This window comes from Prosthecobacter sp. (assembly GCF_044373815.1).
GTDB lineage: Bacteria > Verrucomicrobiota > Verrucomicrobiia > Verrucomicrobiales > Verrucomicrobiaceae > Prosthecobacter.
Genome location: NZ_JBIPNG010000097.1, coordinates 1 through 16,813, shown reverse-complemented (window position 1 = coordinate 16,813; position 16,813 = coordinate 1). Strand labels below are relative to the sequence as shown.

Sequence of the window (16,813 nt, the reverse complement as noted above, 5' to 3'; positions counted from 1 at the left end):
GCTTCAGGAAAAGCAGACGCGTCTCATGGCCGCCTGGGCCTTCTACTCGCCCTCCATGACGCTGCTTGGAAACGGGGGGCTCGTCCTGCTGCTCATGGCCGGTTCCTGGTGGTGTGTGCAGGGCAGCATGACCCCCGGTCAGCTGATGGAGTTTCTGCTCCTTGTGGGCTTCCTCTACGAACCCATCTCCCGGCTCCACGGCGTCAATCAAACCTTGCTCAACGGCCTCTCCGCCGCCAAGCGCGTCTTTGCCATCCTCGACAACGAAACCGAGGAAGATCTCGATGCCGGTCAGTCGCTCGAATCCATCCGTGGTGAGATCGACTTCAATGCCGTCACCTTCAGCTACCGTGCCGACAAGCCCGTGCTGCAGGACATCACGCTGCGCGCAGCACACCATCAAACCATCGCCATTGTCGGTGCCACCGGCTCCGGCAAGAGCACGCTCTTCCAGCTTCTCTCCCGCTTCTACGATCCGCAAAGCGGTGCCATCACCTTGGATGGCGTCCCGTTGCAAAACCTCAGCAAACGCTTCCTGCGCCAGTCCCTCGCCTACGTCACGCAGGAGGCCTTCCTCTTCGCGGGCACCGTGCGCGACAACCTCCTCATCGGCAAACCCAGCGCCAGCGATGACGAACTGTGGGCCGCTTTGCGCGACGCCTGCGCCGAAGACTTCATCCGTCGCAGCCCCGAAGGCCTCGATGCCGAAGTGGGTGAGCGTGGCGTGCTCCTCAGCGGTGGCGAGCGCCAGCGCCTTGCCCTCGCCCGCGCCTTCCTCAAAGATGCCCCCGTGCTTCTGCTTGATGAAGCCACTTCCGCTGTCGATGTGAAGTCCGAGCGCCTCATTCAAACGGCGCTGGCCAAACTCCGCGCCAACCGCACCAGCCTCATCATCGCCCACCGCCTCAGCACCATCGTGGAGGCGGATGTGATCTACGTTCTGCATCTCGGGAAGATCCTCGCAAGCGGCACGCATGAGGAGTTGCTGAAAAGCTCTGCGTACTATCGGGAGATGGCTGCGCTGGCGTTTGACGGAGGATAGGCCTCCGGCCTGTCAACGGACTGGGGCTTCCAGCCTGAGTCGGGATCCAAAAACGGAGGCGGGACGCCCCGATCCTTAAGACAGGCCGGAGGCCTATCCTCCAACGCAAAAACGCCTGAGCGTTTTCACACTCAGGCGTCTGTTGGAATGTTTCAGTCCGCAGAACTCAGTTCGCGCGGCCGAGGTAGGTGCCGTCTTCGGTCTTGATGCTGATCTTGTCGCCAGGGCCGATGAAGAGGGGGACCTGCACGCGCATGCCGGACTCCGTGGTGGCTTCCTTGTACACGTTGTTGGCAGAGTCGCCCTTCACACCGGCAGGGCTGTCGGTGATCTCCATGATGATGTTCGCAGGGAGTTCGATGCCGGCGACGACGTCATCCGCGAAGACGACGAGGTACTTCTGGCCTTCGATGAGGTAGCCGCGGGTCTTGGCGTCCAGCTTGTCTTCACCGATGAGCACGTCTTCAAACGTTTCAGGGTGGATGAAGTGGTAGCCGTCGCCGTCCTTGTAGCTGAATTCGTGGTTGTCGCGGACGAGGTTCACGGACTCGAGCGACTCATTGGAAGTCATGCGCAGGTTGTAAACCTTGCCGATGGTGATGCTGCGGACGGACATCTGCACGAACGAGGCCATGCGCGGTGGCGTCTTGAGTTCGGTCTCGGTGACGACGCAAACGTCGTTGTTGTGGCGGACGGCATGTCCTTTGCGGAGATTGATAACGGGTGTGGCTGGCATAAGAGCGTGTTTCCTTGGCGAGTTTGGCGTGCATTGCAAGCGCCGGTTCGAGGCCCCCGCGCTTCAGGCGGGCGGCGGAAGAATGGTTTCGGAGTTTATTGGCAGGCTGTTTAAGACAGATTCAGCGCGCCACCCTCGCAGAGCTCCTTCTTGCCGAAGGTCTGCAGGTTGTGGCCCATCGACTGCGCGACGGACATCCAGAGGCGATTGTGCGCGGCTTTGGTGAACTTCAGACTGCGACCCATTTTGAAACCGCTGCCGCCACCGATCATGATGTAGGGGATGTTGTCGAGCGTGTGGCTGTTGCCCTTGCCGAGTTCATTGGTCCAGACGAGCAGCGTGTTGTCCAGCATGCTGCCGCCACCGGTCGCTTCGGGGGTCTCACTCAGGCGCTTGGCCAGGTAGGCAAACTCACCGGCGAACCAGGTGTTGATCTTCATGAGCTTCTCGTAGCTGTCCTTCTTGTCGTCCGGATCATGCGAGAGGGAGTGGTGTCCCTCCTGGATGCCGAGCCAGCGCATCTGTGCCATGCCCACGCTGCGCATGTACTGCAGCGTGCCGATGCGCGCCATGTCATTGGCCAAAGAGTTCACCAGCAGGTCGATCTGAATGCGGCTGATCTGCGGCGTGTTGTCGTTCACGAGTTCGATGCTCGGGTCCACCTGCGGCACGGGGTGCACCAGCTTGCCCTGCTTGTCGGCATCGGCCAAGTCCTGCTCCATGCTGCGAACGAGCGTCATGTGCTGGTCCAGCAGCGCCTTGTCACGGGCGCTGAGCTTGGAGGACACCTTTTTCAAATCCTCGCGCACATCGTCCAGAATGCTGACGAGGCTGTCTTTGTCCTTCATGCGGCCATAGACCTTTTTCAGAATCTGATGCGGGTCATCAATGGGGGCCACGGGCTGGTTGCCGCCTGCATAGCTCATGCGCGTCCAAGGGTCAGCGCGTTCTGGAACCGCCACGCCAAACTCCAGCGAGCCAAAGCGCGTCTTCGTTTCCGCGCGGCTTTGCAGGAAATTCTTCAGTTCCTGATCAATCGAGATGTTGCTGGCCCAGCCCGCGGGATTGCCACCGCCGCCCATGATGTTGCCCTTGAGCAGTTCGTCGCAGGTCAGCAGGCAGCTCATGCCGCGCATGTGGCTGTCGCCATCGCCGCCGACCTTGTTGGCGATGCCGTCCAGCACCAGCATCTGTTTCTTGAACGGCTCCAGCGGCTTGAGGATGGATTTGAAACTGAAATCCGCGCCTTCCTGATCCGGCCAGAACTCGTTCGGCAGCGTGCCGTTCGGCGAGAACATGATGATCAGCCGCTGCTTCCGCTGCGGGGCAGGGGCACCCGTGATGCTGGGCAGTCCAGCAAGAAAGGGCAGGGCACCGGCAGAGATGCCGAGATCGCGCAGGAATTGGCGGCGGTGAAGGTGTTTCATGGGGAGTAATAATATACCACCGCAGAGGAGCCTATCTAGCACAGAGGCGGGGGCATTGATGATTTACGATGGATGATTCGGAAGAGCCGCATGAGCTCCCTCCAAATCATAAATCCGGTCAAGCCCCCCACGCTCCCTCACCTCACGGCACTTCCTTGATCTGAATATGCCGGTACTCCATCACGCCACGGTCACCTTCCAGGCCGATGGGGCCCGTCGGCGGCATGGGCAGCGCGGCTTCGAGGACTTCACCATTGCAGGTGCAATGCGCCACACCACCCTTCACCTCGACGATCATCTGGTTCCACTCCTGCGGCTTGTAAGCCTTCAGTTCCTTGTAGGGACCGGCTACCAGGTAGTCGCGGCATTGCAGCTGCGGCTTGCGGATGAAGACCCCGCTGTCGGCGTTCACGCTGGCGCGGAATTCCAGCTTGAGGATGAAGTCCTTCGGAAACACCGCCTGGGTGTAAAACTGCCCGGTGAGCTTGTCCGCTTCCGTGGGAAAGGTCACGGCAATGACGCCATCCTTCACGATGTAGCGTCCTGCATCGGCGGCTTCGGTCTTGCCATCGTGCTTCGCGGTGATCGCGCCCGGATTCGGATCATCCTTCTTCGTCTTCTCGCGAAAGCACCAGCCGGTGAGATCCTTGCCGTTAAAGAGCGAAGTGAAGCCCGCCTCCGGCTTCCAATCCTCCGCATGCAGGGTGGAAACGGCGAGGGCGAGAAGCAGGGCGATGTGTTTCATGGTTGATGGTTGTGTAAAAGCAGTTCACGACGGTTTTCTTCTGCCCGGCGGAAAAAAGCAAAACAAAAGAGCGGGCATATGAGCGCGATTTCGCAAAGGGCGCAGCGGGTCCCGCGCGCGATGACGCGTATTTGGAGTGCGGTCGCGAAGTGAGGAACGAACGCAGCTACCGCTTTCGCAGGCCGGACGGCACATGAAAGCCACAAGACCCACGAAAGCACACGCTCCTCGGCACTCGCCAGCTGCATGCCTTACGCCCACCACGAGACGCTCGAAAGCGGCAGCTTCACCCTTTCAGGGTTGCGCAGCCGCAGTCCAAATTTATCCCGCGAGCTGCGGCGCTTACTTCGCCACCACGGTGAAGCCTTCCTTGCTGTCCTTGATCAGCCAGCCGGCGGCTTCCAGCTGCTTTCTCAAAGTATCCGCAGCGGCCCAATCCTTCGCCTGCTTGGCATCCCAGCGCTGTTGCGCGAGCGCCTGGATGTCAGCAGGCACATCGGCGGCGGCTTCATCGGCGATGGCGGGGAGCGTGAGGCCGAGGGCCTGGAGCATGAAGTGCAGGCCGTTGCGTGCGGCGGCGGCTTCCTCGGCGGAGAGCGCGGCGGGCTTGAGTTTGTTCAGCACGCCGAAGATGGCCCCTGTGGCACCGGGGACGTTGAGGTCATTCAGCAGCGTTTCCCAAGCTTCGGCAAACGGACCCGCCGATTTCGCCTCGGGCAGGGCAGGGGAAAGGGCGGCCAGCGCCTTGTCGGCCTTCGCGAGCTTTTGCAGCGCCTGCCGTGCGGAATCCAGGCTGTGCATGGTGAAATTCAGCGGCGCGCGGTAGTGGCCGGAGATCAGCACGTAGCGCACCTCCACGGCGCTGTAACCGCGCTGGGCGAGGTCTTCCAGCGTGTAGAGATTGCCGATGCTCTTGCTCATCTTGCCGCCATCCACCATGAGGTGGGCCACGTGCATCCAGTGGTGGGCAAAGTGCCCGTGCGTGCTGCAGCAGCTCTGGGCGATCTCGTTTTCATGATGCGGGAAGATCAGATCCACGCCGCCGCTGTGCAGGTCAAAGTCCTCGCCGAGGTACTCCAGAATCATCGCACTGCACTCCAGATGCCAGCCGGGCCGGCCTTCGCCCCAGGGGCTGGGCCAGAAGTTCTCGCCGTCCTCCGGCTTGCGCGCCTTCCACAGGGCGAAGTCGGTGAGGGAATCCTTGGTGTACTCGTCGCTGTCGGTCGCGCTGGCTGCTTCGCTGGCACCCAGGCGCAGCTCGCGGTCTTCCAGGTGGCTGAGCTTGCCGTAGTCTTTGTAGGAGGAGACGCGGAAATACACGCTGCCATCCGGTGCGGCGTAGGCATGCCCACCGGCGATGAGCTTTTCAATCATCGCCACCTGCTGGGAGATGTGCGCCACGGCCGAGGGCTCGATGTGCGGCGGCAGGAGGTTCAGCGCGGTGCAGTCGGTGTGAAATTTCTGCGTCCAGCCCTGGGTGAAATTGGTCAGCGTTTGCCCCGCTTTCTGCGAATCGCGGATCGTCTTGTCATCCACATCCGTGATGTTGCGCACATGCAGCGTCGGCGTGCCGGAAGCCTCCACCACGCGGCGCATGACATCCTGCGCCACGAAGGTGCGGAAGTTGCCGATATGCGCCGGGCCATAGACCGTGGGTCCGCAGCAGTAGAAGCGCAGCGTCTTGCCATCCAGCGGCGTGGTTTCGCGATCGGTGCGGGTCAGGGTGTCGTGGAGCTTCAGGGCAGGCATGGGGGCGGGGAAAATGAATGGTGAATGCGGAATGTCGAGCGCGGGAATGCTGGATGCTGGGCTCCGTTGGCACCGCACCAGACCTGGCTCTCGAAAGGCTTCCATCCAGCATCGAGCCGCTAGCATCCAGCAACAGCCCGCCACCGATGCCTCTTGACCCCCGCCTCCCATGGGTTACTCTCCCTTTCTCCAAAACGGGGGCGTACTGGTTTCGACGGGTAGCCTTAGTTCGGAGCTGCATGCCGAGGATGATTCGTTGGCCTCGTTAAACACCGGATCAAAAACACAAATGCAAACTCTAACGAGCTAGCACTCGCAGCTTAAGCCCTGCGACATCCTTCAGGCAATGTCTGGTAGCCTGAACGATGCCACTACCAGGCTGGTTTGTTGGCCGGGCGACCGGGTCACAAACGAGATCAAACAGGACGCTGGGTGAAGAGTAGGCTGTCTCAAGCCGCCTCCCACCGAGACCAAAGATGAGACTGAGCATGGAGACGCTACGGGCAACGACTATTCGGACAGGGGTTCAACTCCCCTCGCCTCCACTTCTTTGAGGTACAAGGAAGTAACGATAGAATGAGGGGCGAGTAAGACACAGGGTAAGACAATGACGCAGATGGACTCTGATGACTCGCAGCTTCCAATTGGAGAGCCAATTGTGGCGTTCAAAGCGATGGGACTCATCTAACTCTGCCTTGTGGGGGTGGACAAAATAGCTGTGAGACGTCATTGATTTGAATGAGCAGTTCCGAGAAAACAGAGGAAATGAGCGGGAATTCGACGATTTCTGCCAATCTCGTTAATCAAGCGGCAGCAGTTGCAAATTTGGCGCTTATCATGGCTCAATGTGAACGGAACGCAGGTTTGGCCTTACTTGATGATGCAACATCCTTGCTTCCTACGGCTCAAAAATTGTTGGAACGGTCGGCATCACAATTGTCCATTCAGCCTTTAAGTATTAATTCGGCTACCGTTAAACAGCTTTACAAATTCGAAGAACTGTGTGCTGACAAAACAAAGCCTGTTCGCATTGCTGAAGATGTGATGTGGAGCCCATTTGCAGAGGATGGGAGCAAATTTCGCGAACTTCTTCGCGCCTGTGCCAATGCGTCTGTAAAAACCCAAACCGAAAAGTGGGACGGGTATGTGGCCAAGATTTTATGCAACATCGCAATTGAGCCTCCCACAAACCCAGAAGAAATTGATTCAAATGAACTGGAAATTGACAAAGTGCTTCAGACAAAAGGCAATTCCTTCGTTGAAATAAGGTGGCATGAAGTAAGCGAACTTCTAAAAAGCGCCCGCAATGATATTACAGAGAGGGGGAGGAGAAATCTTGAATGGGCTCATAGGATTATCAACAATTGGCGCCAAACGCTGGCTGATCATTTCTACAAATTGTGGCTGCAAGAAGCGCGGGATCCAGGACTCAGGAGAGATTTTGTCATTTGGCTAGCTGAGCAAAGAGAACAAAAAAACAAGACCAAAGGGGTGCGAGGAAAGAGCCCTGTGGCAGGCCCTCCAGAGTAAGTCTTTTCAGGCAGAGTTTCGGTCGTAACTGAGGTGAAATCCGCCTTATCAGTTCCGTAAAACGATTGGATTAGGAGAAAAAAATCTCGCTGTAATATCGTCAGCCGACATGAGCAATCATCGGCAACATATGAATCATTCAGCTTCTCAGGCCCCGGGCGGACCTGCGAGGATTATCACAAGCCGTCCAGCCATAGCAGGGGATATTCCCAAGGGGTTTGAAAAGAGGTTTGAACCTGCATCTCTTGATGAGTGCGAGTTCATTCGGTTGCCCTCGGTTCATGAGCGCTGTCGTCTGACCGGCTTGAGTCGTTCGGCGCTGGTATCGACTGCGAAGGCGGCAGGGGCATTCATTTCGGTCCGTCTTCCCGGAAAAGTTCGTGGGGCCGTGCTCATCGACAAGGCGAGGTTGATGGAATTCCTGCGCAGCCAGGTCGTGATGGTGAAGGAGGGCGAGAAGTAGTGGATTTCCCGAGCCAACAAAACCCACCACCACCATGAACGGACCACCAAACAATAACGAAGCCGTCGGAATTCCAGTTCCGACGGCTTCAAAAAATTAACACCCACAGCTTTCGAGGACAATGAATGACAAATTTTCAGAAAATACTGCCGCGTCTGAGGCTGCGCAACCTCCATGTGTAGTGCCGAATTCAAATCCTGAATCAGCGAGGATCTACTCAAGCAATAAGGACCCGCTTGCAGATGGAGCGCCATCTCAGCGGCCAGGTGTTACAAACCGGACGCTGCGTGACAATGGCATCGAATTGCTCAGCAATCCACCACTTGGACTTCGTCTGGGAATTCCCTATTTTAAGCCACGCGAGGAAACTGCACGCAGAACTCCAATTCGTGACGGTCACGGAGATTTTTATCGTGAACGCCTCATCAACGCGGTCGGCGATCAGCCGAAATATCACCAGCCAAAGGGAACTTTCCCCCACGCCTACTTTCCGAATGGGTCTTTCGATCTCATTAACGAGCGCGGTACCATGATCGTTACCGAGGGCGAGTTTAAGGCTTTGTCTCTAGCTGAGGCGGGTTACCCAGCAGTCGCTATCGGCGGCATTCATAATTTCGCGATTGGCGACGCCCTTGTTCCCGAGCTTGAGTTTCTCTTTACCCAATGTGGACCTGTCGTTCTATTTCTTGGTGACGCTGACACGGCTTTAAATCCCCAATTTGCGCATGCTGCGATCAAGTTCCAAAAGCTGGTGGTCGCGAAACTTCCTCACACGATATTTAAACTGCCAAGGATGGCTCTGGCTGATCTCGACCGGATGAAGGGCATCGATGACGCCAGGAAGGTGCTTGGAAAGGAAGACTTTGAGCCATACTTCAAGGACCTTCTCAAGAATGCTCTGGTGCTTGAGCAGGGGACACGCACTGAGGATCTCGTCTTTGAACTGATCAATCGTGAAACGGCTGGGTTGAATATCCTTGTGCAAAAATCCACTCATCAGGATAGCCATGACATCCTCAAGAAACTGACACGAGTTGCAACAGCATGCGGCCCGACCCGTGGCCAAATGGTGGCCCAGATGGCAGTCGATGCGGGGCTCTTGAAAAGCGTTTCGCTCTTTAAGCGGGAACAAAAGGTGCAGGCCCGTAAAGACGCAGGAAAGCGTTCGGAAGAGACAGCCAAAACTCCTCCCGAAATGTACTATTATCCAAAAGGGGCCAAAAACTACATCTACCGGACCTCCGACGGTTCTTACACGCCCGTAGATCGTAGGGGAGCCACCAACCATTTGGTGAAGTGCGGATTCATGTGCAAAAACTGCGGTGAGAATTCGCTTTCCGAGACGGATTTTTTTTTGACGGATTTGGAGGGCCGGCCAATGGACTGGGTTGGCTCTCTGGCAGGCAGAAAATCCGGCATGCACAGGATCAACCAAAAACGCATTTTGGTTACCACATCACCCTCTTTGGTGACACCTGTTCCGGGTGAGTACCCGTTGATCCGTGCCTTCGTAACCGGACTGCTCGACTACGACCCTGCAACAGATCCACACCCTTCGAAGAAGAGTGACGAGCCTGTAAATCAAAGCTGCGTCTTTTTCTCCTGGCTGGCGCTTGCTGTCAGGGACCTCTACGACGGTGGCAAATTCTGCCCGGCCCAGGCACTGGTGCTTGCCGGCCCCAAGAGAGTGGGAAAAAATGTCTGTCAGGAAATCATTACCCAGTGTCTCGGTGGCCGCCACGCCTCCCCGTTTTCAGCCATGGTTGGGGAAACCGCTTTCAATGGCGAACTTGTGGGTGCCGAGCACTGGATGATCGCCGACGAGCAGCACGGGAACGGATATGCTGAAAAGCAGAAACTGCAGTCGGCGATCAAGAAGTTCTGTGTCAACCAAAGCCTCTCGTTCAACGCTAAATATAGCGAGGCCATCAGCCTCGATCCATATCGCAGGCTCACCATTTCCCTGAATGACGATGCGGAATCCTTGAGGGTCCTTCCAGACCTCACAGAAAATGGTGCCGATAAGCTGATGATCCTTCACGCTTTCGGAAAACCTTTTCATGGAGAGGGAACCTCCTTCGATTGTTTCGGTGACTGGTGGAAGGTCGTGCTGAGCGAGTTGCCAGCCCTTATTTATGATCTCATCAACAATTTCAAAATTCCGGGGGAACTCCAGGACCGGCATTACCGAGTTGTCTCTTACCATAACGAAGACCTCGTTGAGGCATTGCAATCCACAAAGCCCGAAACCGCCTTTGCTGAGATTGTGCTCAGGTGGCTGACTCCCCAAGTGCACATTCATGGAACCGCTCCCTGGCGTGGCACTGCGAGGGCGCTGATTGATGCATTGAAGGAACAGGGGTGCAGGGACATTGAAGGAGTTGACCGCTACAACAACCCCTTCCATGTGGGACGCTATCTCTCCGCCCTCTGTCAATCGAAGCCCGAGAGCTTTCGCCACGGTGGGGTGGTTGACGGCTACGCCACGTACTTCATTGGCACACGCCTCCCGCCTGGTTCACGACAGCCACTGCCCGGTGAACTGCCTCCTCCGTTGCCACCAACGGAAACGATTTGCCCAGGACCGGATCTGCCACCGCCGCTCCCGCCTGAATAGCAGGGTTCTCAGGTCTGCTGGAAATGGTCAAAGTGGAGAAGTGTAGAGCAATTTCAGATCTAATAGAGGAGAAAAAGAAAAGTTCATGAAATTGAACAATCAATACAAGTCTCTCCAAAGCAAAGATCTCCACTTCTCCACTTCGGCCACTTCTGATTACCCCCTACCGTCGCCCGCCCGGAGACCCTCCACCCATTGCACCATCGGTTTTGAATTCATAAAGTGAACAAGTTTGCCCTCGTAATCCCATGAACTGGCGTCTGTTAACCGAAGCGGAAAAGAGGGAAAACAAGCGCATGCGCATCGCTCGCTGCAAAATGCGGGAGAAGCACCTACGGGATGAGGCAATGATCATGCGCCTCGGACAGATGCTGCCAAGTGCGGACCTCATGGAGGATGTCCTGAGCCCATTTGAGGCTTTTTCAATGCTGTACCGCCCGCTTCAGAAGGGCAGGGCAATGGAGCCCCTCATCCAGCTCCGTCTTTGCCGCCCAGGGTTGCTTGAAGCACAGTCCCCCGTAGATCCTGTGGACTCCCCCCACCATGTCGTTGCCGCACCAGTGCTGCATCGCTCCCGACGCAGTCGGATTTATCCCTGGCTGGTGCCCCCCGTCCGAGTCTCCCTGCCCGCCGGGATGTCATTGGCTGAACTCAAGGATGAAGCGGATCGCTGGAAGTCCGCCCCCATTGACCCCTATGTCACGCTTGACCTGCTGCACTCCTTTACCGGCTCCTGGCAGCAGGCGGCCGATATGGAACTGCAGCTTGGGCTGATTACGACCCCCATCAGGCCCGACACGATAGCAGAAATTGCACGGGCAAGGGAGTTTTGGAACAACTGGTCCGCCGGCTGCCATCACCATCAGACCGCTTCAAAGGCAGGGCTGCTGCCAAAGCTGGAAGGCATCAATTGGGCTTGCTTCGATCACGCCGGGTTGATGGAGCTTCTGCCAGGAGTGCGGCTGCCACGCTCAGTCTGCCGGGATTTCTATCTGCTGCGACTCGAAGGAAGTGTCATCCGACGTGACCACAGGCTGGTCATCTGTTCCCGAAACGGTCACGACCTTGCTATTCACCCGCTTTAGAGGCGGTGCATTGAGCATCAGGCACTTTGCACGTCTGCCCCCAACGGGCATTGCACCCGGTCCGTTTGTTTCCTTCAGAGTGAGAGCCCGCTCATTCACCTCGGGGGGGAAGAGATCTCTTTCCGCAGCTTCTAACATCCAGGCCACCCACGTCATCCCCTCATGGTCTCGATCATCCTGCACAGGATTTTTCGCTGCGGCAGCAGAAACCATCAAGTGGCGATTAAAATCATCCGCCCCTGGTGGAAGCCCTCCGTCATTCAGATCTTCGATGTACTCCATCGCACGAGCAGCAACTGCGTAACGAACCTGATCGCTCAATTCCAGAATCTCTTCAGGCGTCCTTGATTGACGAGCCGAAAGCAGATGAACGACCCCATCCAGGCCCTTGTGGAATGCGCTTTTCAGAAGCCGGCGTTCGCGGGATTTGGCTTGGTTTTCGCCTCCGCAAAAGTCACGACGCAGAAGAGATTCGAGCCATGATTCATTGTGAATGTAGCGCTCAATATCAAAATACATGCGGCAGAAAATAAAGATGTTCCGACGCGAAGTAACGACCTCTTTCGCCATTTGATCGTAGGTCATTCCGGCCAGCGCCATGGCTCGAATGTTTGATGCAATGCCGGTCATGCCGTTATGCTGCTGACAGCCAAGCGCATATCGCACCGCTTCGGGAACGAGAGATGAGCCCAGGTGATAGCGCACCACCTGCCGAACCACGACATCACGCTCATCTCCTAGCAATTGCACCCAGGATTGGTTTCCTCCAGTGGCAGCGTGCTTTTTGAGGTAATCAGCGACCACCTGATGCCTCCAGTCAGGTGAATAATCCGACCCTTCTTCGAGGCTGCGAGTGATGGGAGCGATCATGGAGAACGCTCGGATACGATTTAGATAATTCCATCAAAAAAACGAGTTACAGTCAGACTTGGTCTAGCTGGCGGTTTCATTCTTCCATGGGCTGGGGTGGTAGCGGTACGGTAAAACGGTCTTCAAAGTTGCCGGCGGGCATATCTTAAGCATCACCCAGTTTGCAGAATTTGCCGTTACTGAGACGATGAAGACGCATCAAAAAAGGTGAGCTTCAGGTCAGGGAAATTCACTGGCATTAGCTGTACTCAGGGGATTTGTGCTTCTGAAAAAGGTTTTCGCGATGCCATGCGAGGAATGGTGAGTGCTCAGCGGTGAGCCAACGGAGCTTAATTGGCTGATTGATGGCGAGCCTGGTTAAGATCTCGATGTCGAGGCGTGGGGAGAAGACTGCGGTTCCCAGCTCATCGAATGTCATGAGGCCGCAATCAAAGAGGGCGTCAATATGAGAGCAGAGGAGAAAGCCATTGAAGGCGTTAAGTCGTTCTTGGTCGGTTTCGCATCTGGCCCAGGGTTTGGCGTGGCTGGCACGGAGAAGTTCGGGGACGTCGATGCCGGTGATGGCGCAGGCACCCCCCCAGTAGTCCATCAGGGCCTGGCGGAAGAGGTCCTGGCCACGGCGTTGCTTGACGAGGGCCAGCACCTCGGTCGTGCTGGGTGGATTGGCGTCGAGTTTTGCGACCTCGGCTGCGTACAGATCAGCGGCTTGGTTTGGCAGGGACATCGCCAGTTCAGCGGAACGGCGCAACAGACGTCCCAAGGAGGCTTCGCCGGCGCCCTGGAAAGTGCCGTCACCCTGAAACTGCTCAGGTAGGCTACGTGCGATTTCGGCGGTGGGAGGGCCTTTGGGGAAAGTCACCTGCCAGACCATGGGTGTCGTGCCCGGTGTGACCTGCACCTCGGCCTTGTGGCGGGCAGAAAACATGACCACTCGCTCCGGCGTGCTCTCCCGGACGTTCTCCCAGCCGTGGGCGTAGCCAGCTTTTTCAATGAGGGTGCGTTCGAGAGTGTTCATGGCTGTTTGGCTTTCCCTTCTTTGGTGGGCCGCGCAAAGTGGGCCTTTAGCTGCTCTACAACCTTCTTTGTTGTCAGCTCGGTAGTTGCTGACTTGCGAATCTGGGCAAAGAGCTTCTCGGGGGCAGCTCCTGGGCAGAGATCATTCCAAAAATGGTCGCGGGTGATCCACTCCTCGTGGTGGAAGAGGCTGTCTTTGCCGTGCCAGGAAAAATGAGCACGTTCGTAGTCGAGGTAGAAGGCGAGCCTGATGTCGATTTGATCGGCGCAGTAGCCGGCGAAGGCATGGCGCAGGAAATAGCGCAGATAAAGGGAGCGTCGGCGCATGTCGGCCCGGTCAGCGGGGTTCGCCTTGGCGCGGACGAGGATGCGAACGTGAAGGGAATCGTCTTTCAAGGTTGTGTAGAGCAGGTCCAGGGGGATGCTTTCGTGCCTTGCATCGATCTCCGGATCTCGGGAAAACTCATCGACACGAGCATGAATCTCTTTGAGTGGCGGAAGTTCAGCCATTCGACCGAGTGCGACCACTTCGGAGGCGTAGGCTGCCAGTCTGCCGGGGATGTTGAGAAGAAGGTTGCCACAGGTAATGCCACGAGCCTTCTCAGATTGCAGAGCGCGGAGCGCCGTGAAGCCTGCCATGAACTTGCCATCTTTCTCGCTCAGAGTGCGGTGAACGGCTTCTGCCTCGCTGCGGATCTCAGCATCGGATCGCCACCAGATGCCACGTCGCTGGGCCTGTGCCAGCAATTCGGCGATTCCTTGAATGGACGGAAGTTCTTTTGGAGCATCGCGTGTAGGCAAAGCTGCCATCACCGACCAGATGGTCTCGCGATTGAAGATGGCGGAGAAACGCTCGGGTTGAGCGCGAAGGAATTCCACCAATGCCGAGCGGAAAAACTGCGGAGCATTGGAGAAGGCTTCGTGAATGAGCTTGTAAACGACGAACACGGGCGCGGATTCCTCGCCCAATCCCTCCCAGAGGATGTCCTCTGGAAGTGAGTCCATACGACCTGCTTGTCTTCCCAAGAGGGCTTCACGTTCGGGGAAGGATTGAATGCGTCCTAGGATGCCTTCGGCGATGCGTTTGCCGATGTTGTCGGCCACAGTGTCGAAGCCACCGAAGAGATCACTTTGGATATTTTCTGTGGAGCGAGGGGTGGTTGGCGTGATGATCATCGGAATAGAGTGGATAGATGCTGGAACGTCTTATCAAGCTGCAAAACGCTGTTGCAGATCGCTGCCAAACTTTTGAAGTTCTTTAGCGAAGTCGGTCCAGTTTTCGGTGGCCAGGATCGATTTGAAGAATCCCGGGCCTGTTATTCGTTTGGCCGACGTGACGACGACAAGCCGTGTTTTCTGAACAGCGGCCAGATTGTCGCGTTGTTGCGTCGCCTGCCTCAAGAGACCCAGAAGTTCCGCCATGGATTCGCGAAATGCAGTATCGGTTTTGGCCGAGGCTTTACTGTCGAGCAATGCGTTCACATAATCAACCGAGGTTAGCTTAAACAGTTCCCGCAGTTCCCAATAGTAGGCGTCCAGATTATTTCGTATTTGGCTCCACCGATTTGGGATCATCTCAATTGTTCTGTCTGCCTCCAGCGCAACGACTACCCGTGCGATCTGGGACAGCAGCAAGTTGCCAATGGTCAGGAGAATATGGAGGAAGTTGGGAACACCGCTGGCCATTCCACTTTCCACGTGTCGTTCGAGCCGTCGCCGATGCCGCTTGGAAAAATCCATCACCGCATCATGCAGGATCTCAAAGTGCCTCAGGTTGCGGCTGCCCATGATCCTGAGGGCTTCCGCTTCATCGGGTGGGGCAGACTCGCCGCTGGCTCGTTTCCTGAGCAGCCGAACCGGCAGATCCATGGGGATGTCACAGTAGGTCAGGAACTGCTTCAACCTCTCCTCATCGTCGCTGCTGCACAAGGCATTCAGCACGTTCAGGAACCGTTGTGGACTCTCCCGCGCTTCGCGAATTTGTCGTTCGCGTCGCAGGTCGCCGCCCGTCCTGATGTCTTGGAGATTGGTGACTAGGATGGGGAGGCTGAGTGGTTTCCATTGGTTACCCGCAGCCAGGATCCCGAGATCGACCAGAGCCGGGATAGAGCGTAATTTCTTTTGATCTGCCTCGGTGAGTTGGCAGCGAAGGGTGCCGTCGTCAGTTGTTTTGAGCGTGTGGTAGATGGGACTGCGGTCAGCTTGTGCGAGCCTGCAGGACACACCTGATGGGGGCTCTCCAAACGAGAGGGTTACTTTGAGCCACTGCTCCTCCACCAGCACCTCAGCGATTCGGATGCCAAAGTCTGACCTGTCGCTCGGGGCATCGTCACTGTTGTCGGTCGCTGTTTGCAGTTGTTCGGGCTTTCGCAGGGCTACGCCAGTGCCCTCGGGATCGAACCAGTCCTCGGGAGAAACCTTGTTCGTGGGCAACAGAGGGTAGCAAAGCAGGACCTCGACGTTCCCGTTGTTTGCGGTCCTCCGAAGAGCCGAGGTGGTGAAGTTGGCGCTCCCCATCGCCAGCATGACCTGACTCCCGCAGGTGAAGGCGAAGGCCTTCCCGTGGAGTTGCTGAAAGTGCTCTTCATCTGTGTAGCGGCAAAGATTGATCCCCATTTGGCCTTTGCTGAAAGCGGTCGAACCAAGCCACGCCTTCGTCAGGGTGGTGATGCCATTCTGTGTGTAAAGAATCAGCTTTTTCGCTTTTGTCGTGGCAAGGGCGACGTCGGCTAATCCCGGTTGGGCATCAAAGAAGCGAGACAGAACTGAAACGTTCGTCGCCGGCCCCGGCAGGCGTGAGACCATTTGATCCCATAGCGGCACATCCAGATTGCTAAGTAAAACGGGGAGGCTGTTCTGGGCGGTGCGCTCTGCTTCCTTGGAGAGCCAAGGAACCTCTGCCAGCATGCTTTTCAGGTTGGAATGAAGCTGCTCTGCGGGCCAGCGGTTTGCCAACTGCTCGAAGAACTGCAGGGCTGCTTGGAAGAGGGGCAGCGCTTCCTCGTTCTTGCCTTCCTCATAGTCAAAAGTGGCAACCATTTCGGCATTCGAACCGATTCCAGCTTCGGTGAAGTTGGCGCTGCCGACCACCAGCAGGCCCCTTCGTTTGCCGGCGAACAGGAAGATCTTCGGGTGAAACACGCCCGGGACCCGAATGGGGTGCAACAGGTAACGCAAGTTAGCATGCTTCGGAAACGACTCGGATTCTTCGACAGCCGACTTCAGAAGGTCTTGATACTCCCCTTCGTCGAGGAGGACGCTGACATTGCCGTTGTCTTGGAGGCTTTTGAAATTTTCCAGAGCGTAGTCTTCGAAAAAGCGTGCCCCAAAGTTGTAAGTGGTGAGGAAGGCATGCTCAAAGGCATGTTTCTTCAGTCGGTCATGCAAATTTAGCTTCTGGAGTTTCTTGCTCATGATCTCAGCAGAGTTACCTCGTCGAGCACCTGCCGCCCCCTTGCCGTCAACTTCAGGGGATCGTCGAGCCCACCATGTTCGATCAGGCCGAGATCCTGCAGGATAGTGGTGGCTGTCCCAT

The 16,813-nt window shown here is 56.8% G+C and carries 13 protein-coding genes and 1 other RNA gene; 6 read left to right on the top strand and 8 right to left on the bottom strand.

Features of this window, described 5'->3' with window-relative positions; genetic code table 11:
* Positions 1–1,042 (top strand): ABC transporter ATP-binding protein (locus ACIREA_RS10645; RefSeq protein ID WP_397382249.1); only part of this gene is annotated, 1,042 nt, incomplete at its 5' end.
* Between the two features lie 166 nt (positions 1,043–1,208).
* Here the strand turns inward: ACIREA_RS10645 and ACIREA_RS10640 are convergent.
* The 4 genes from ACIREA_RS10640 to cysS form a co-directional block, all read right to left on the bottom strand.
* Positions 1,209–1,778, bottom strand: a complete 570-nt coding sequence (locus ACIREA_RS10640) for an elongation factor P (protein ID WP_397382248.1) — start codon at positions 1,776–1,778, stop codon at positions 1,209–1,211.
* 110 nt (positions 1,779–1,888) lie between these two features.
* Positions 1,889–3,205, bottom strand: a complete 1,317-nt coding sequence (locus ACIREA_RS10635) for a DUF1552 domain-containing protein (protein ID WP_397382247.1) — start codon at positions 3,203–3,205, stop codon at positions 1,889–1,891.
* Between the two features lie 142 nt (positions 3,206–3,347).
* Entirely contained in the window at positions 3,348–3,950 is a 603-nt protein-coding gene (locus ACIREA_RS10630) for a DUF1080 domain-containing protein (protein WP_397382246.1), read from the bottom strand.
* 342 nt (positions 3,951–4,292) lie between these two features.
* Entirely contained in the window at positions 4,293–5,699 is a 1,407-nt protein-coding gene (gene cysS, locus ACIREA_RS10625) for a cysteine--tRNA ligase (protein WP_397382245.1), read from the bottom strand.
* A gap of 196 nt (positions 5,700–5,895) precedes the next feature.
* Between cysS and ssrA the strand changes: the two genes are divergently transcribed.
* The 5 genes from ssrA to ACIREA_RS10600 all read left to right on the top strand — a co-directional run bounded on the left by ssrA (position 5,896) and on the right by ACIREA_RS10600 (position 11,394).
* Positions 5,896–6,247: a transfer-messenger RNA gene (gene ssrA, locus ACIREA_RS10620) on the top strand.
* 190 nt (positions 6,248–6,437) lie between these two features.
* A complete protein-coding gene (locus tag ACIREA_RS10615; protein WP_397382244.1) occupies positions 6,438–7,229 on the top strand; it encodes a hypothetical protein in 792 nt (263 codons plus the stop codon).
* Positions 7,230–7,359: 130 nt separating this feature from the next.
* Positions 7,360–7,692, top strand: a complete 333-nt coding sequence (locus ACIREA_RS10610) for a hypothetical protein (RefSeq protein WP_397382243.1) — start codon at positions 7,360–7,362, stop codon at positions 7,690–7,692.
* A 121-nt stretch (positions 7,693–7,813) separates the two neighbouring features.
* Positions 7,814–10,309: a DUF5906 domain-containing protein gene (locus tag ACIREA_RS10605; RefSeq protein ID WP_397382242.1), complete on the top strand. Its 2,496-nt coding sequence runs from the start codon at positions 7,814–7,816 to the stop codon at positions 10,307–10,309.
* Positions 10,310–10,557: 248 nt separating this feature from the next.
* Entirely contained in the window at positions 10,558–11,394 is an 837-nt protein-coding gene (locus ACIREA_RS10600) for a hypothetical protein (RefSeq protein WP_397382241.1), read from the top strand.
* Here the strand turns inward: ACIREA_RS10600 and ACIREA_RS10595 are convergent.
* From ACIREA_RS10595 to ACIREA_RS10580, 4 genes are all read right to left on the bottom strand, one after another.
* Positions 11,281–12,264, bottom strand: a complete 984-nt coding sequence (locus tag ACIREA_RS10595; protein WP_397382240.1) for a hypothetical protein — start codon at positions 12,262–12,264, stop codon at positions 11,281–11,283. The two genes, ACIREA_RS10600 and ACIREA_RS10595, sit on opposite strands and share 114 nt — an antisense overlap.
* Positions 12,265–12,502: 238 nt before the next feature.
* Entirely contained in the window at positions 12,503–13,279 is a 777-nt protein-coding gene (locus ACIREA_RS10590; protein ID WP_397382239.1) for an HNH endonuclease, read from the bottom strand.
* Positions 13,276–14,454, bottom strand: a complete 1,179-nt coding sequence (locus tag ACIREA_RS10585; RefSeq protein WP_397382238.1) for a hypothetical protein — start codon at positions 14,452–14,454, stop codon at positions 13,276–13,278. Before ACIREA_RS10585 ends, ACIREA_RS10590 begins: the two co-directional genes overlap by 4 nt.
* 33 nt (positions 14,455–14,487) lie before the next feature.
* Entirely contained in the window at positions 14,488–16,692 is a 2,205-nt protein-coding gene (locus ACIREA_RS10580; protein ID WP_397382237.1) for a phospholipase D-like domain-containing protein, read from the bottom strand.
* Between the last annotated feature and the right edge of the window lie 121 nt (positions 16,693–16,813).

Excerpts from the sequence above, each read along its gene's own strand:
- ACIREA_RS10640 (WP_397382248.1), bottom strand. The coding sequence starts at position 1,778 with ATGCCAGCCACACCCGTTATCAATCTCCGCAAAGGACATGCCGTCCGC.
- ACIREA_RS10635 (WP_397382247.1), bottom strand. The coding sequence starts at position 3,205 with ATGAAACACCTTCACCGCCGCCAATTCCTGCGCGATCTCGGCATCTCT.
- ACIREA_RS10630 (WP_397382246.1), bottom strand. The coding sequence starts at position 3,950 with ATGAAACACATCGCCCTGCTTCTCGCCCTCGCCGTTTCCACCCTGCAT.
- cysS (WP_397382245.1), bottom strand. The coding sequence starts at position 5,699 with ATGCCTGCCCTGAAGCTCCACGACACCCTGACCCGCACCGATCGCGAA.
- ACIREA_RS10615 (WP_397382244.1), top strand. The coding sequence starts at position 6,438 with ATGAGCAGTTCCGAGAAAACAGAGGAAATGAGCGGGAATTCGACGATT.
- ACIREA_RS10610 (WP_397382243.1), top strand. The coding sequence starts at position 7,360 with ATGAATCATTCAGCTTCTCAGGCCCCGGGCGGACCTGCGAGGATTATC.
- ACIREA_RS10605 (WP_397382242.1), top strand. The coding sequence starts at position 7,814 with ATGAATGACAAATTTTCAGAAAATACTGCCGCGTCTGAGGCTGCGCAA.
- ACIREA_RS10600 (WP_397382241.1), top strand. The coding sequence starts at position 10,558 with ATGAACTGGCGTCTGTTAACCGAAGCGGAAAAGAGGGAAAACAAGCGC.
- ACIREA_RS10595 (WP_397382240.1), bottom strand. The coding sequence starts at position 12,264 with ATGATCGCTCCCATCACTCGCAGCCTCGAAGAAGGGTCGGATTATTCA.
- ACIREA_RS10590 (WP_397382239.1), bottom strand. The coding sequence starts at position 13,279 with ATGAACACTCTCGAACGCACCCTCATTGAAAAAGCTGGCTACGCCCAC.
- ACIREA_RS10585 (WP_397382238.1), bottom strand. The coding sequence starts at position 14,454 with ATGATCATCACGCCAACCACCCCTCGCTCCACAGAAAATATCCAAAGT.
- ACIREA_RS10580 (WP_397382237.1), bottom strand. The coding sequence starts at position 16,692 with ATGAGCAAGAAACTCCAGAAGCTAAATTTGCATGACCGACTGAAGAAA.